The sequence below is a fragment of the Streptosporangium sp. NPDC023825 genome (assembly GCF_040639575.1).
Taxonomy (GTDB): domain Bacteria; phylum Actinomycetota; class Actinomycetes; order Streptosporangiales; family Streptosporangiaceae; genus Streptosporangium.
Window position 1 is genome coordinate 1 of the sequence record NZ_JBFAAE010000060.1, and the last position, 15,590, is coordinate 15,590.

The window sequence follows — 15,590 nt, forward strand, 5'->3', positions numbered from 1 at the left end:
TTTACCCCCTGCCCGGGGGGCCCCCCCCCCCCCACGGCGTACCCCACCATCCCCCAAAACAAAAACTGTGGTGCGCGGGGGCGCGCCCTCGGGGGCGCCGCGCGCCGACCGCCACGTCAGCGGATCCCGGCTACCGCCGGCTACTTGGTGATGGCGGCGTTGGCCTCGGTGAGGAAGGCCCTCGCCGCGTCGTCCGCAGAGGCCTTGCCGAACAGCACCGAGTCGGTGGCGCGCTTGAGGATGTCCTCCATCTCCATGGCACCCTTCGGCGGGATCGAGATCGGGCTCAGCTCGCTCCTGATCGAGTCGATGAAGGCCAGCACCTTCTGGTCGGTCGGGGTCAGCTTGTCCTTGATGGCGGCGACGACCTTGGCGTTGGTCGGCAGGCCGCGGTCGCTGAGCAGGATGGCGCCGGCCTCGGGGTCGTTGACGAGGAAGTCGACGAACTTCTGGGCGGCGTCGGCCTTCTCGGTCTTGGACGAGATCGTGTAGTACATCGCCGGCTGCAGGAACATGCCGGCGGTGGCCGCGCCCTCGGCCTTCGGCATCCGCAGCAGGTCGAGCTCCTGGCCGGAGCCCTTGCTCAGCGCGGTGAGCTGGTTGCTCCACCAGCTGCCGAACGCGCTGGCGTTCGTGGCGAGCAGGGCCTGGTCGACCTTGGTGCCGGTCTCCAGCATCAGGGCGGCGTCCGGTCCGGCCTTGGTGGAGATGATCTTCTGCAGGAGGGCCCACCAGTCCTTGATGACCTGCTCCGACAGGCCGATCTTGCCGTCCTTGTAGAACTGCTCCCCGCGCTGGGCGGCGAACAGCTGCAGGAAGGCGGGGTTCTCGTTGTACTCGGTGCCCCAGACCTTGCCGTCGCCCTTCTGGGTCACCCTCTGGGCGAGCGCGATGTACTCGTCCCAGGTCCAGGTCGTGTCGTCCGGGATCCTCTCGCCGGCCTTCTCCACCGCCGCCTTGTTGACGATCATCGGGAAGGTGTTGACGCCGGTGGGGATGGCGTACTGCTTGCCGTCGACCTGGCCGGCCTTGAGCACCTCCTGGTCGAGGTCGGCGGTGTTGACCTTGCCGTTGAGGTCGGCGAGGGTGGCGCGGCCCGCGTACTCGGCGAGACCTCGGATCTCGATGGACATGACGTCCGGCGCGTCGCCGGCCGCGGTCTTGGTGGCCAGCTTCTCGTAGTAGCTGTCCCAGTCGGAGAAGTCGCCTTCGATATCGATCGTCGGGTTCTTCTTCTCGAACGCGGCGATGGCCGTCTCCGTCAGCTTCTGCCGGGCATCGCTGCCCCAGTACGAGAAGACGACCTTCGTCTTCCCGTCCGACTCGCCGCCGCCACCGTCGCTGCCACATGCTGTGGCCGAGACGGCGAGCAGGGTGATGGCGGTGGCCGCCAGGATTCGCTTCATCGAGATACCTCCGGGGGGATGGGGGTGGGAGGGGTTATTTGAGACCGGTGGTCGCCATGCCGCGAACAAGATACTTCTGGCCCGCGAGAAAGAACCCGAAGATCGGGCCGAGAGAGATGATCGACATCGCGAACAGCGGTCCCCAGGAGGATTCGCCGCTGGAGTCCATGAACTGCCGCAGCGCGACGGGGACGGTGAGATTGTCGGAGTTGGTCAGGTAGAGGTTCTGGGTGAAGAAGTCGTTCCACGTCCAGATGAAGGTGAAGATCGCGGTGGTCGCCAGCGCCGGAACGCACAGGGGCAGGATCACCTGGACGAACGTGCGCCAGTAGCCGGCACCGTCGATCGCCGCCGCCTCGTCCAGTTCCCGGGGAAGGGTGCGGATGAACTGCACCATCAGGAAGATGAAGAACGCGTCGGTCGCGAGGAACTTCGGCGCGACGATCGGCCAGATCGTGTTGATCCAGTCGATCTTGGCGAACACGATGTACTGAGGGACGACCGTGACGTGGTGCGGCAGCATGATCGAGCCGAGCATGATCGCGAACCACATCTTCTTCAGCGGGAACTCCAGCCGGGCGAAGGCGTAGGCCGCGAGGGAGCAGGCGATCAGGTTGCCGACCACCGCCAGCGCGGTGAGGACCGCCGAGTTCCACAGATAGTAGCCGAAGGAGTGCTTGAGGGCGTCCCAGCCCTCGGTGTAGTTCTCCGCCGTCACCGCGGTCGGCATCAACCCCGGCTCCCGGAAGATCAGCTCCTCGGGTTTGAACGAGCTGGAGACCATCCAGAGCAGCGGGTAGAGCATGAACAGCCCGGCGCCGATGAGCAACAGGTGCCTGAGCAGGCGCGGGGCGGGCCGGAACAGGACCGGCACGCGCTTACTTGTCGTCGCCATAGAAAACCCAGAATCGAGACATGAGGAAGTTGACACCGGTCAGCGCGGCGATGATGAGCAGCAGCACCCAGGCCATTCCGGCCGCGTAACCCATTTCGTAATTCTTGAAGCCCTTGATGTAGAGGTAGAGCGTGTAGAAGAGCGTCGAGTCGACCGGTCCGCCGTTGCCACCGCTGACGATGAACGACTGGGTGAAGGACTGGAACGACTTGATCACCTCCAGCACCAGGTTGAAGAAGATGATCGGGGTGAGCAGCGGCAGGGTGATCGAGCGGAAGTTGCGCCACCTGCCGGCGCCGTCGACCGAGGCCGCCTCGTACAGGCTCTGCGGGATCTGGCGGAGCCCGGCCAGGAAGATGACCATCGGGGCTCCGAACGTCCAGATGTGCAGGACGATCAGTGTCCACAGCGCGGTGTCGGGACTGGTCACCCAGCCCTGGCCCTCGTAGCCGAACAGGCCCAGGAACGAGTTGACGATGCCGTCGGTCCCGAAGATCTTCCGCCAGAGGATCGAGATCGCCACGCTGCCTCCGAGCAGCGACGGCAGATAGAAGATCGAGCGGTAGAACGGCAGTCCGCGCAGGCCCTTGTCCAGCACGAGCGCCAGCGCGAGGGCGAAGGCCAGCTGCAGCGGGACGGACACCAGCACGTAGGTGGTCGTCACCTGCAGCGACGCCATGAACCGGTCGTCCTGGGTGAACATCTTCACGTAGTTGTCGAACCCGACCCACTTGGCCTCGGTCAGCAGGCTGTAGTCGGTGAACGACAGGTAGAGCGAGGCGATCATCGGGCCGAGCGTGATCGCGAACAGGCCGATGAACCAAGGGGCCAGGAACAGATAGGCCGCCCGCGCCTGCGTTCGGCTTCGGTGGCTCTTGAGACGCCCTGGCTGGGGGGCCCCCGCCGGTGCGGGACTCAGCGTCATCACTGGCCCTTCGGGGAGTTGGTGAATGGGATGCGCTTTTCCTATAGCTTCACAAACTAAGACGTCAACCCTTTGCAGTGAGCTGGCTCACGAATCGTAACCTTCGGTTTTATTGTTATCGCAGCTCAGAAGGGATATCCCTCGTCAGAGGCCGAACGGAAAAAACTCGCTCGAACACGAGTTAGTACAACCGATTGCAGTAGCGGATCGTGATCCGCCCCCGGCGGGACGAGTAAGAAGTGCCTGGTGGCCGCCCCTTGGACGAGGTGCCCGCTCCGGGCGCGTCAGCCCCCCCGCGGGCGCGGCGGGCTCCAAGAGGCGCAGTGAATTACCAAGGGGCGCAATGGACCTCAGGAGACGCGGTGAACTCCAAAGGGCGCGGCGAACCCCAGGAGACGCGACGAGTTCCAAAAGGCGCGGCGAGCTCCAAGGGGCTCGACGGACCTCAGGAGACGCGGTGACCCTTGGGAGGCGCGGTGGACTCCCGGACCACCAGATGGGTCTCCAGGACGGTCGCGGCGCTCATCGACTGGATGAGCAGGTCCACCGCCATCCGGCCGGCGTCGCTCGCGGGCATCGCGACCGTGGTGAGTTTGGGACGGTGCAGCCGTCCGGTGATGCTGTCGTCGAAACCGATCACGCTGACGTCGCCGGGCACGTCGACGCCGAGGACCTCCAGTCCCTCGATGAGGCCGATGGCGACGAGGTCGTTGTAGGCGAGCACCCCGGTCACCCCCGCCTCGGCGATCATGGGTGCGGCGGCGATCCCGCCCTCCTCGGTGGGAGAGTTGGGGCCGATGACCACCGTGTCGAGACCGGGGATCTCCGAGACGGCCTTGCGGATCTCGCCACTGGTCCACGAGCCGGCGGGGCCGGCCACCAGGGCGACGCGCCGGTGACCGAGGCTCACGAGGTGCTCCATGGCGGCGCGGGCGCCGTTCGCGACGTCCATCACGACCGTGGTCAGCCCGCGGATACGCCGGTTGACCAGCACGAACGAGACCTGCTCCGAAAGCTTCTCGAGGGCCTTGTTGGACAGTCGCGGGCTGCACAGCACGACGCCGTCGACCTGCTTGGAGAAGGCCAGTACGAGATTCTCCTCCTCGACGGGGTCCTCGCCGGTGTCGGCCACGAACAGGTGGTAGTCCTGGCGGCGGGCCGCTGCCTGCGCGGCCTTGATCAGCGGGGGGAAGAACGGGTTGGCCAGATCGGCCACGATCAGCCCGATGTTGTTGGTGCGGCCCGTCTTGAGCGAGCGGGCCGCCCGGTTGGGCCGGTAGTCGAGCTGTTCGGCCGCCGCCAGCACCCGGGTCCGGGTCTCGGCGTTCACCAGATGGGGTGCCGAGAAGGTCCGGGAAACCGTCGACACATGAACGCCTGACGCCTGGGCGACGTCCCGGATGGTCACTGACATGCCGCACACCTTAACGCAATCGTTTGCAGATAGGTCAACCATCCTGAGACCGGTTGCCGGTGATTGACACCGCTCACTTGACGTATTGTCCCGCCTGACGCGATTGTTTACTGCAACTGATTGCAGTCTTCAAAAGGAGTCCACACGGTGAGCAGAGTGCTCGTCACCGGCAGCGCAGGCCGGCTCGGCCGCAGCGTGGTCACCTCGCTCGCGGCGGCCGGACACGAGGTGATCGGCGTGGACAGCGCGCCGGGAACCCCTCGCGAGGCCGCCTCGACCCTTCCGGCGGATCTCACCGACCTGGGTGAGGCCCACGCGGTGATCGCGCGGTTCCGGCCGGAGGCGGTGGTCCATCTGGCGGCCATCGCGGTGCCGTTCAGCCGTACCGAGCCCACCACGTTCCGTGTCAACACCCAGCTCGCCTTCAACGTCTGCGCGGCCTCGGTCGCCCTCGGCGTGGAGAAGCTCATCGTGGCGAGCAGCCCCACGGTGATCGGTTACGGCGCGCCCGGCGGCTGGACCCCCGCCTACCTGCCCCTTGACGAGGACCACCCGACGGAGCCCTGGAACGCCTACAACCTGTCGAAGGTCGTGGCCGAGCAGACCATGCGGACGTTCGCCCGGACCGGTGAGGCCACCCGGATGGCCGCGTTCCGCCCCTGCTTCGTCGTCGCGCCCGAGGAGTGGGAGGGCGCGCCCACCCAGTCCGGGCACACGATCACCGAGCGGCTGGACCGGCCCGAGATAGGCGGGGTCTCCCTGTTCAACTACCTCGACGCCCGCGACGCCGGCGACTTCGTCGACGCGCTGCTCACCAGGCTCCCCCTGCTGGAGACGAACGGCGAGGTCTTCTTCGCGGGCGCCGGCGACGCCCTGGCGCGCGAGCCGCTGGCCGAGTTGCTGCCGACCGTCATGCCGGAGACGAAGGCGTTCGCCGCCCACCTGACCGGCACCGCCCCCGCCTTCTCCTCCGCCAAGGCGGAGCGACTGCTCGGCTGGACCGCCAAGCGCAGCTGGCGCACCGAACTCTCCTGACCCTCCTGAAAGAGAGACCCCGATCATGAACCTCGATGGTGTCCTTTTCTTTCCCGTGACCCCCTTCGGCCCGGACGGCGGGCTCGCGCCCGGCGTGCTGGCCGACCACGTCCGGCGGGGGCTCGAGCACCGGCCGGGCGGCGTGTTCGCCGCCTGCGGGACCGGCGAGTTCACCGCGCTGTCGGAGGCCGAGCACGCCGAGGTCGTCCGGGTGGCGGTGGAGACGGCGGGCGGGGCCGTCCCGGTGTTCGCCGGGGCGGGCGGGCCGATCGGCGCGGCGCTCGCCCAGGCGCGGGCCGCCCGCGAAGCGGGTGCCGACGGGCTGCTGCTCATGCCGCCCTATCTCGTCCAGGGACCCGGTTTCCCCGAGTACGTACGGACGATCGCCGCCGAGCTCCCGGTGATCGTTTACCAGCGCGGGCCGATCGCGCTCGAGCCGGAGGCGGCGGTCGAGCTGGCCGCGATCCCCGGTGTCATCGGGCTGAAGGACGGCCTCGGCGACATCGACCGGATGCAGCGGATCGTGCTGGCCGTCCGGGAGGCCCGCCCGGACTTCCTGTTCTTCAACGGGCTGCCGACCGCCGAGCTGACCCAGCCCGCCTACCGGGCCCTGGGCGTCGGCCTGTACTCCAGCGCGGTGTTCTGCTTCGCGCCCGAGATCGCCAACGCCTACCTGCACGGCGACGAGCGGCTGATCACCGAGTTCTACGCGCCGCTGGTGCGATTGCGTTCCAAGGTGCCGGGCTACGCGGTGTCGCTGGTCAAGGCGGGGGTGCGGCTGCGCGGGCTGGACGCCGGTGCGGTCCGGCCACCGCTGGTCCCGGTGGCACCCGAGCACGAGGCCGAGCTCGAGGCGCTGATCAAATCCGGGCTCGCCCTGGTGGCCTCATGATCAAGGACTTGACGGTCACGCCGCGCTCGGTGCCGCTGACCCGGCCCTGGGGCGCGGACGTGCCCTTCAACCACGCGCTGCTCGTCACGATCACCCTGAACGACGGCCGGCGCGGCACCGGCCTGGCGTGGACGCCGCAGATCGGCGCCCAGGCGATCAAGGCCCTGCTGGAGCACGACGTCCGCGACGCGGTGATCGGCCTGCCACCGCATCCGGAGCTCGTGTGGGACCGGTTGTCGGCCCGCCTCGGCGAGGCGGGGCGGTCCGGGATCGTGCCGATCGCCCTGGCCGGGGTGGACCTCGCGCTGTGGGACCTGCGCTGCGGCGAGCGCCCGCTGGTCGAGGTCCTCGGCGCGCGGCGCGAGAGCGTCCCCGTCTACGGCAGCGGGATCAACCGCCACTACTCGCTGGAGGAGCTCCGCGCGCAGGCCGGACGGTGGGTCGCCGCCGGACACACCGCGGTCAAGATCAAGGTCGGCCGCCCCTCACTCGCCGAGGACGTCGAGCGGGTGGCGGCGGTCCGTGAGGTGATCGGCCCCGACCGGCTGCTGATGATCGACGCCAACCAGCGCTGGGACCTGCACCGGGCCAGGATCGCCCTGCGGGCCCTGGAGAGGTACGACCTGTTCTGGATCGAGGAGCCGCTGCCCGCCGACGACCTCGCCGCCCAGGTGGAGCTGCGGCGCAGCGTCTCCATCCCGGTCGCGGTCGGCGAGAACGTCGCCACCGTCCACGGGTTTCGCGACCTGCTGACCGCGGGCGCCTGCGACGTCGTCCAGCCGAACCTGGTGCGGGTCGGCGGGATCACGCCGTTCCTGCGGATCGCCGAGCTCGCCCGCGCCTTCAGCGTCCCGGTCTATCCGCATCTGCTCACCGAGCTGTCGGGCCAGCTCGCCCTCGCGCTGCACCATCCCGCGATGGTGGAGCGGGTGGAGGACGCCACGCTCACCGATCTCGGGCTGCTCGCCGAGCCCTTTCCCGTGGAGATCACCGGGCCGGAGCTGCGGGCGACCGGGGCACCGACGAGGTGGGTGCCGTGAAGCCGGTTCGAGTGGTGGTCGCCGGGATCCACGGCCACGGGCAAAACCACGTGGAGAACGTCCGGCGGCTGGCCGCGGCCGGACGGGCAGAGCTCGCCGGGGTCTGCGACACCCGGCCGGCGTCCGGCCTCGACGTGCCGTGGTCGGCGGACCTGCCGTCGCTGATCGCCGAGACCGGGGCGGAGGTGGCGGTGATCGCGACGCCGATCCACACCCACGCGCCGCTGGCGGTCGCGGCCCTGCGGGCCGGGGCGCACGTGCTGCTGGAGAAACCCCCCGCGCCGTCGGTGGAGGAGTTCGAGCGGATCTCCGCCGCCGTGGCCGAGACGGGGCTGGCCTGCCAGGTCGGCTTCCAGTCGCTCGGCTCGGCCGCCGTCCCCGCGGCGGCCGGACTGCTGGGCGAGCCGATCCGCGCCATCGGCGTCGCCGGGTCCTGGACGCGCCCGTTCGCCTACTACACGCGCGCCCCCTGGGCCGGGCACCGGCGGCTGGACGGCGTGGACGTGATGGACGGCGCGCTGACCAATCCGTTCGCGCACGCGGTGGCCACCGCGCTGGCCGTCGCCGGGGCCGACGCGGTCTCCTCGGTCGAGGGGATCGAGCTGGAGCTGTACCGGGCCAACGCGATCTCCTCCGACGACACCTCCAGCGCCCGGCTGCGCCTCGCCGACGGAACAGTCATCGCGGTCACCGTGAGCCTCTGCGGCGACCGCCGGACCGAGCCCTATCTGCATCTGCACGGCGAGACACGCTCCGCCCTGCTCTTCTACACCCTCGACGAGATCGAGGTGGACGGCGTCCGTACCGGCTTCGACCGGGTCGACCTCCTCGGCAATCTCCTGGCGCACATCAGGGAGGGTGAGGAACTGCTGGTGCCGCTGGAGCGGACCGGCGGCTTCACCCGGCTGCTCGACGAGATCCGGCGCGCGCCCGACCCGCTGCCCGTCGACGGCTTCCGCGCGGAGCCGTCCCGGCTGGTGCTGCCGGGCATCGACGGCCTGGCCGTGCGCGCGGCCGCGGAGCTGAAGACCCTGTCGGAGGTCGGTTTTCCCGGCAGCCTCGCCTCCCGGCCGAGCACCTGGCCCGAATCGTCGCTGCGCGTCGGTTCGCGAGAGGTCGCGACCTACACCCGGCGGGGCGACCTCCAGCCGACGGACGCGCCGCGGCCCTACCTGCATCCGGTGCGGACCCTTGGCGGGACGCTCGTGACCGAGACCCAGCCCGCGGACCACGTGCACCACTTCGGGGCGAGCGTGGCGATCTCGGATGTCAACGGGGTCAACTTCTGGGGCGGCTCCACCTACGTACCCGGCACCGGCCCGAAGATCCTCCCCAACCACGGGCGGCAGCGACGGCGCTCGCTGCGCCCCGTGGACGGCGGCTTCACCGAGCACCTCGACTGGGTAGGACCGGACGGCGCCGTCCTGGCCGCCGAGGAGCGGACCCTCACCGCCCGCGCCCTGCCCGGCGCCTGGGCGCTGGACGTCGCCTTCACCCTGCACAACCGGACCGGCGAGCCGCTGTCGATCCAGAGCTCGGCCTGCAAGGGCCGGACCGGCGCCGGCTACGGCGGGTTCTTCTGGCGCGCGCCCAAGGACTCCCCCGGGCTGGACGTCTTCGCCGCCGGCGCCTCCGGCGAGCGGGCCGTGCACGGCGGCCTCTCGCCCTGGCTGGCACTCACCTCCGACGACTGGAGCCTGCTGTTCGTGCAGACCCTCGGTCTCGACCCGTGGTTCGTCCGCGTCGCCGAGTACCCGGGCGTCGGACCGGCCCTGGCCTGGGACGCGCCGCTGACCGTCCCCGACCGGCTGGAACGCGCGATCACCGTCGTGGTCGCCGACGGGCGGCTCACCACCGAACGGGCCGCCGCCCTCGCCGCGGAGCTCGTCGTCTCATAAGGACCTCTCATAAGGGCCTCCGCCGCGGGGCGCCTCGACGGGGCGGCGCCCCGCGGCGGACCGTGACAGTGGGGAACCGGCACGGCCGGCTCCCCATGCCTGGCGGCTCCCCATGCCTGGCGGCTCCCCGCGCCTGGCGGGTCGCCGGGATCGGCAGGACGCCTTCGTCCGGCTGCCGTACCGGTCCGCCGCCGCGCTCACTTTGTCGGTGATGATCTCTACTCTCCGGCACATGACAAGTGCGACGCGGGCGTACGGCTACGCCGCGCCCTCCCCCCTGGTAGAAGACGGGCCCCGGGTAGGAGACGGGCGTCCGGGGCCACCGGCAGCCGGTGACGAGACCCTGGACGGCGAGGTGTCCGGCGGGGAGACACCCGGCGCCGGCCACGGCGGGCCGCCGCGCGAGGAGCGGGCCGCCCGGGTCACCTCCCGTACCGCCGTGGAGGTGACCCCGTGACCGCCTGGCAGGAGGTGCGCGACCTCATCACCCGGCGCGAGGCCGGACCGCTGGCCGACCGCGTGGTCGCGCTGACCGAGGCCGAGCGCGCCGAGGTGGCGGGGCGGCTGCCGGGGTTCCTCAAGGAACTGCGCGAGACCACCACGCGGATGGCCTGGGAGAGCGGGTCGGCCGACCTCGACTTCGACTTCGACCTCGCCTCCGACGAGGAGAGAGACGACCTGCTCCCCTGGGAGGAGGAGGTGCGTCAGGCGATCGCCCGCTCGATGGCGGACGACGTGCTGGCCGAGTTCGGGACGGCGCTGCGCATCGCGGGCGCGGGCACGATCTCGGGTCCCGCCGCGGTGGCCGCCTGGCTGGCCCGCCGCGAGCTCAACCCCCGGTGGGCGCCGCGGGCGGATCCGGCCGGGGTGGTCAGGGTGCTGGCCGCCCGCCCCGCCGGCTGGCAGGCCGACGTGGCGGGCAGGCTCTCCAGGAGGATCCGCGCGGCGGGCGATCGCATCGTCCCGCTCGCGCTGGCGCTGCTGCGGGCCTCCGGCTGCGAGCCGCCCGAGCACGACCCCCTCGTGCTCGCCTGGCTCTCCGCCGAGATGGTGGACGACGACCCGCTGACCGGTCCGCTGCTCGCGAGGATCTTCGAGGTGGAGGGGGCGGGCCGCGTCCTGCGGGAGGAACGGCTGACGCCCGTGCCCACCCGGTGGCTCTCCCTGCTCGGACGGCTCCTCGCGGCAGGAAAGGTGTCGCGCGAGGAGCTCCTGGACGGCTGCGTGAGCCGCTTCCTGCGCGGAGGTGACGCCATCGACCTGCGCTTCTTCGTACGGCTGCACGACCTGATCGACCCGATGCGGAAGGAGGCGGCCGCGCGGGCGCGTGACTACCTGCGGCTGCTCCCCGCCGCCCCCGGCACGGTCGCCGAGCTGGCGCTCGCCCAGGTACGCGGTACCGGCCCCCATGACGGCGCCGACGTCGTCGAGGCGATCGGCGCGCTGACCTTCCGTCCCGAGGTCAAGATGGCCCGGGCCGGCCTGAGCTGGCTCGACGAGGAGGTGCGGCGCTCGCCCGCGTGCGCCGACGAGCTGGCGCACGCGCTCGTCACGGCGTTCGCGCACACCTCCTACGAGGTTCAGGGGCGCGCGGCCCAGCTCGCCCTCAAGCACGCGACCGCCTTCGGCCCGGGCGCGGGCCTGATCGTCGAGGCCGTTCGCACGCTGCCCGCGGCCCTGGGGGCGCGGGTGGCCGCGAGGTTCGGAGGCGAGACCGCGCCGGAGGAGGCGCCGGAGCCGTTCGTCCCCGCGGCGCTGCCCGTCCTCGCGGAGCCCGGCCGGTTCCCCGCCCCCACCCTGGACCTGGACCCGTGGGACCTGCAGGGGTGGGTGACGTGCGAGCGGTGGCTCGCCGGCTTCGTCGAGCGGGCGGGAGCCGGCCGGACGGCCCTGCGCGAGAAGCTGGCCCCCGTTTTCGACGGCACCTTTTCCCACCTGTCCGACATGGAGCGCTGGTTCGACCTCACCTTCTGGGCGGCCGCCCTCGCCATGGAGGTGATCACTCCTGGAACCGATCCCGTGGTGGAGGTCCGCCGCCGGCGGCGGTTGCCGAATCCCGGCTGGGTGTCGCCACCGCACATGTTCCTGCTGCACCGGTTCAGCGAGCTCCACGTCGCGCTGCGGGAGGGGACGCTGCCCCCCGTCCTGCTGGCGACGCCCACGGTGATGACCGGGCACCTCGACCCCGACGTGCTGGTGGACCGGCTGGAGGTGTGCGCGGCCGCGGGTGCCGAACCGCCGGCCGCCGACCTGCAGCAGGCGCTGCTGCGGCTGCCGAGAGGAACACACCCCGACGCCGCCGATCGCGCCGCGCGAGTGGGCTCGCAGGCAGCCGCGTCGGCCGCCGCCTGGCTGGCCGGAGGCGGCATGCCCGACCCGCAGGCGGGTCTGAAGTGGGGTTATGTCGAGGATGCCAGTGAGTATCTCTTCGAGGAGCGCGAGCCTCGGCACGTCGGCCAGATCCGGCTGGTTCCGGTGCTTCGGGCAGAGCCGACCGGGCACGACCTCATCGACGAGCTGCTGGGCGAGCCGTCGAAGTGGCGCTGGGAGGAACACGGTGGCGCCATGGACTGGTGGCCCGCGGTCCTGCCGTCGCACCGCGAGGTCGTCTCCGTCAACTACCTGCCCCACCTGCTCTACCAGTGGAACCAGCCGGGGGTCTGTCCGCCCTATCTGGCGGCCCTGTCCGAGGCGGACGGCCCGGTGGGTGACGCGACCGCGCTCATCCTCGCCTACTTCCTGGCCGAACGGCGCCCGGAGGCGATACCTCCGCTGCTGCGGATGGCGGCCAGGGGCGACCTGCCCGCCGAGGCGGTCGGCCACCAGCTCGCGCTGCTGATCCGCCGCACCTGGTTCGAGATCCGGCCGGCGCTGGCCTCCCTCACCGACGCCGCCCGCCAGGGGGCACACGAGCAGGTCTGGGAGATCCTCAGGAACATGCTGCCGGTCCTGCTGCCCGGCGAGGGCGAGCGTCCCACCGTGGTCCACTCCGAGGCGGTGGCCCTCGCCGCCGACGTGGCGGCCTGGGCGGGGGCCCGCGGCGAGATCCCGATCGTGTCGGCCCACGCGGCGAGCGGCCGCGGCAGCCGCTTCGCCCGCGAGTGCGCACGCCTGCGCGACCGGCTCCGCTGACCCCGGTCCGGCCGTTCATCCCGGTGAACGGCCGGACCGGCCGGACCGGACGCTTCGCTCGAGGAGGTCGTCGCCGTGTGCTATAAATAATGAAGGTTCATTATTTAATGGGAGGGGTCATGGCGGGACGACCGCGCACGATCAGCGAGGAGCGCATCATGGTCGCGCTCGCCGCGGCGGTCGGCCGGGTGGGACCGGGCCGGCTGACACTGGCCGACGTCGCCCGGGAGGCCGGGGTGTCGACGGGCGTGCTCGTCGGGCGGTACGGCAGCAAGCGCGACCTGCTGCTCGGATTCGTCCGGTGGGGTCTGGCCGAGAAGACGTTCGTCCAGCCGATGCGGGCCGCGTTCGAGTCCGCCGCCAACCCGGTGGAGGGGCTGATCCGCGCGGTGGTGCGCAGCGCCGGACCCGACGTCGAACCGGAGGAGTTCGCCAACCACCTGGCGTTCCTCCACCTGGAGCTGGCCGACCCCGAGTTCCGCGAGCTGCTGGGCGAGCACGACGCGGCGGTCCGCGCCGAGCTCGCCGCCTGCCTGCGGTCGGCGGTGGCGAGCGGGCACGTGGCGGCGGGCACCGACGTGGACGCGCTCGCCGCCGCCGTCGACTCCATCCGCAACGGCACCCAGCTCACCTGGGCGATGAACAGGTCGGAGCCGCTGGCCGAGGCGCTCCGCCGCGACCTGAGCACGCTGCTCGACCCCTACCGGCGCGACAAGGAGGACCGGTGACAGAAGAACCGATGACGAACAGACCGCTGACCGGACAGGTCGCCCTCGTGAGCGGAGCCACCCGTGGCGGGGGCCGGGGAACGGCCGTCCAGCTCGGCGCGGCCGGCGCGACCGTCTACGTCACGGGTCGCAGCACAGCGGCGGCGAGATCGCCGATGAACCGTCCCGAAACCGTCGAGGAGACCGCCGACCTGGTGACCGCCGCCGGCGGCCACGGCATCGCCGTCCCCACCGACCATCTGGACCTCGCCCAGGTCCGCGAGCTGGTGGCGCGGATCGACCGCGAGCAGGACGGCAGGCTCGACATCCTGGTCAACAACGTCTGGGGCGGGGACCCGCTGACGGTGTGGGACAAACCGCTGTGGGAGCAGCCTCTCGAGGACGGCCTGCTGCTGCAGCGGCAGGCGGTGCACACGCACATCATCACCAGCTGGCACGCGCTGCCGCTGATGGTGGCCCGCCGCCGCGGCCTGGTCGTGGAGGTCACCGACGGCACCGCCGACCAGGACTACCGGGGCACCTTCTTCTACGACCTGGCCAAGGCGGGCGTCATCCGGGCGGCCCTGGCGCAGGCGGGCGACCTGCGGCCGCACGGCGTCACCGCCCTCGCGCTCACGCCCGGCTTCCTCCGGTCGGAGGCGATGCTCGACCACTTCGGCGTCACCGAGGCCACCTGGCGCGACGGCATCGCGAAGGACTCCTACTTCGCGATGTCGGAGACACCCGCCTACCTCGGCCGCGCGGTGGCCGCGCTCGCCGCCGACCCGGAGGTGAGCCGCTGGAGCGGGCGTTCGCTGTCGACCTGGCAGCTGGCCAAGGAGTACCGCTTCACCGACGCCGACGGCTCCCGGCCGGACTGGGGCGGCTACTTCGGCGCGACCCAGCGCCAGAGCGGCGCCGTGGTCCCGGAGGACTACCGATGACACCCGGATCGCACCGGCCGCGCCGGCCATACCGGCCGCTGTCCGGGCGTCATTCGGGCGGAGGGTAGAGGTCGAACCCGTACAGGCCCTGGTCGCCGCCCGCGGCCAGGGCGAAGCCGCTGGGGAACCAGGCCAGGCAGTTGAGGCCCGCCTCGACCCGGGCTCCGGCGGCGGACGACTCGCCGTACCTGTCCCACACCCGGATGGTGCCGTCGTCGGAGCAGGTGGCGAGCAGGTTGCTGTCCGGGGAGATGGCCACGCCGCGGATCCTTCCCTCGCCGCCTGACAGCCTCGCCCGTTCCGTGCCGCCCGCCGACCAGACACGGGCGCCGCCGTCGTCGAAGCAGGCGGCGAGCCAGGTGCCGTCGGGGGCGATCGTCACCCCCCGGGCCGGTCCCGGGCACCCCTTGAGCGAGGCCCGCGACTTCCCGTCGGCTCCCCACAGACCGGCCGTCCCGTTGGCGGAGAAGATGGCGAACCATCTGCCGTTCGGCGCCACGGTGATCTCGCCGATGTCCTCCACCCTGTTCCTCAGGGTGGCGTACCTGCGGCCGTCCGGTTTCCAGAGCTGGATCTTCCCGTAGATGGACAGGGTCGCGAGCCAGCCGCCGTCCGGGGAGATGAGGAGGTGGGCCGTCGCCCTGACGTTCGCGACCAGGACGGCGCGCTCGGTGCCGTCGGCCCACCACACGCGGGCGGTGCCGTCCTCGGAGCAGGTGGCCAGCCAGGTGCTGTCGGGAGCGATCACCACCTCGCGCACCGGCCCGGTGTGACCGGCCAGCACCGCCCTCCTGCTGCCGCCCGCGCCCCACAGCCGTACGGTCCGGTCGGCCGACCAGGTGGCCAGCCAGGTGCTGTCGGGAGCGATCGCCACTCCGCGCAGGCGTCCCGCGTGCCCCGTCGGGATGGCCCGCCTGCGGCCGCCGGCGCCGCGTATCCGGACGACGTGATCGGCCGACCATACGGCCAGCCACGTCTTGTCCGGCGAGACCGCGCCGCGGTGGCTGTTCTCGAGGGGAACGGTGAGGGTCGCCCCTTCTATCCTGTCCTCGTTCCAGAGTTTCACCGACCCATCACCGGAGTGCGTGGCGATCCAGCTCCCCTCGGGGGAGATCGTCACCTGGCGCACCGTCCCGGTCCGGCCCCTGCGGTTCTGCCGCGCGGGGCGTTCCGACTGCCAGATCCGGATCGTCCCCTCGTCGGAGCAGGCGGCCAGCCAGCTGCTGTCGGGCGCGATCACCACCTGACGGACCGTCCCCACGTGACCCGTCAGAGCGGCCCGCTCGGCACCGTCGGCCTCCC

13 protein-coding genes are annotated in these 15,590 nt (G+C 71.3%); 8 read left to right on the forward strand and 5 right to left on the reverse strand.

Annotation, left to right across the window (positions count from 1 at the left end):
• Positions 1 to 140: 140 nt before the first annotated feature.
• The 4 genes from AB0G15_RS34825 to AB0G15_RS34840 all read right to left on the reverse strand — a co-directional run bounded on the left by AB0G15_RS34825 (position 141) and on the right by AB0G15_RS34840 (position 4,640).
• Positions 141 to 1,406, reverse strand: a complete 1,266-nt coding sequence (locus AB0G15_RS34825; protein ID WP_362848285.1) for an extracellular solute-binding protein — start codon at positions 1,404 to 1,406, stop codon at positions 141 to 143.
• 34 nt (positions 1,407 to 1,440) lie between these two features.
• A complete protein-coding gene (locus AB0G15_RS34830; protein WP_362690735.1) occupies positions 1,441 to 2,301 on the reverse strand; it encodes a carbohydrate ABC transporter permease in 861 nt (286 codons plus the stop codon).
• A complete protein-coding gene (locus tag AB0G15_RS34835; RefSeq protein ID WP_362690732.1) occupies positions 2,285 to 3,226 on the reverse strand; it encodes a sugar ABC transporter permease in 942 nt (313 codons plus the stop codon). The genes AB0G15_RS34830 and AB0G15_RS34835 overlap by 17 nt, the downstream gene beginning before the upstream one ends.
• 445 nt (positions 3,227 to 3,671) lie before the next feature.
• Positions 3,672 to 4,640: a LacI family DNA-binding transcriptional regulator gene (locus AB0G15_RS34840; RefSeq protein ID WP_362848288.1), complete on the reverse strand. Its 969-nt coding sequence runs from the start codon at positions 4,638 to 4,640 to the stop codon at positions 3,672 to 3,674.
• A gap of 147 nt (positions 4,641 to 4,787) precedes the next feature.
• Between AB0G15_RS34840 and AB0G15_RS34845 the strand changes: the two genes are divergently transcribed.
• From AB0G15_RS34845 to AB0G15_RS34880, 8 genes are all read left to right on the forward strand, one after another.
• Positions 4,788 to 5,675: an NAD(P)-dependent oxidoreductase gene (locus AB0G15_RS34845; protein ID WP_362848291.1), complete on the forward strand. Its 888-nt coding sequence runs from the start codon at positions 4,788 to 4,790 to the stop codon at positions 5,673 to 5,675.
• Positions 5,676 to 5,700: 25 nt separating this feature from the next.
• Positions 5,701 to 6,567: a 5-dehydro-4-deoxyglucarate dehydratase gene (locus AB0G15_RS34850; RefSeq protein WP_362848294.1), complete on the forward strand. Its 867-nt coding sequence runs from the start codon at positions 5,701 to 5,703 to the stop codon at positions 6,565 to 6,567.
• On the forward strand, positions 6,564 to 7,607 hold the full coding sequence (locus AB0G15_RS34855; RefSeq protein WP_362848297.1) for a mandelate racemase/muconate lactonizing enzyme family protein: 1,044 nt from the start codon (positions 6,564 to 6,566) through the stop codon (positions 7,605 to 7,607). Before AB0G15_RS34850 ends, AB0G15_RS34855 begins: the two co-directional genes overlap by 4 nt.
• On the forward strand, positions 7,604 to 9,505 hold the full coding sequence (locus AB0G15_RS34860) for a DUF6807 family protein (RefSeq protein ID WP_362848300.1): 1,902 nt from the start codon (positions 7,604 to 7,606) through the stop codon (positions 9,503 to 9,505). Before AB0G15_RS34855 ends, AB0G15_RS34860 begins: the two co-directional genes overlap by 4 nt.
• A gap of 232 nt (positions 9,506 to 9,737) precedes the next feature.
• Positions 9,738 to 9,962 (forward strand): hypothetical protein, encoded by a 225-nt coding sequence (locus AB0G15_RS34865; protein WP_362848303.1) that lies wholly within the window; start codon positions 9,738 to 9,740, stop codon positions 9,960 to 9,962.
• A complete protein-coding gene (locus AB0G15_RS34870; protein WP_362848305.1) occupies positions 9,959 to 12,637 on the forward strand; it encodes a DUF6493 family protein in 2,679 nt (892 codons plus the stop codon). The genes AB0G15_RS34865 and AB0G15_RS34870 overlap by 4 nt, the downstream gene beginning before the upstream one ends.
• A gap of 119 nt (positions 12,638 to 12,756) precedes the next feature.
• Positions 12,757 to 13,365, forward strand: a complete 609-nt coding sequence (locus AB0G15_RS34875) for a TetR/AcrR family transcriptional regulator (RefSeq protein WP_362848308.1) — start codon at positions 12,757 to 12,759, stop codon at positions 13,363 to 13,365.
• Positions 13,366 to 13,376: 11 nt separating this feature from the next.
• The gene (locus AB0G15_RS34880; protein ID WP_362848402.1) at positions 13,377 to 14,288 is read left to right on the forward strand and encodes an SDR family oxidoreductase; all 912 of its coding nucleotides are present in this window, start codon (positions 13,377 to 13,379) and stop codon (positions 14,286 to 14,288) included.
• Positions 14,289 to 14,337: 49 nt separating this feature from the next.
• Here the strand turns inward: AB0G15_RS34880 and AB0G15_RS34885 are convergent.
• The coding region (locus AB0G15_RS34885; protein WP_362848311.1) for a WD40 repeat domain-containing protein at positions 14,338 to 15,590 on the reverse strand (1,253 nt) is incomplete at its 5' end.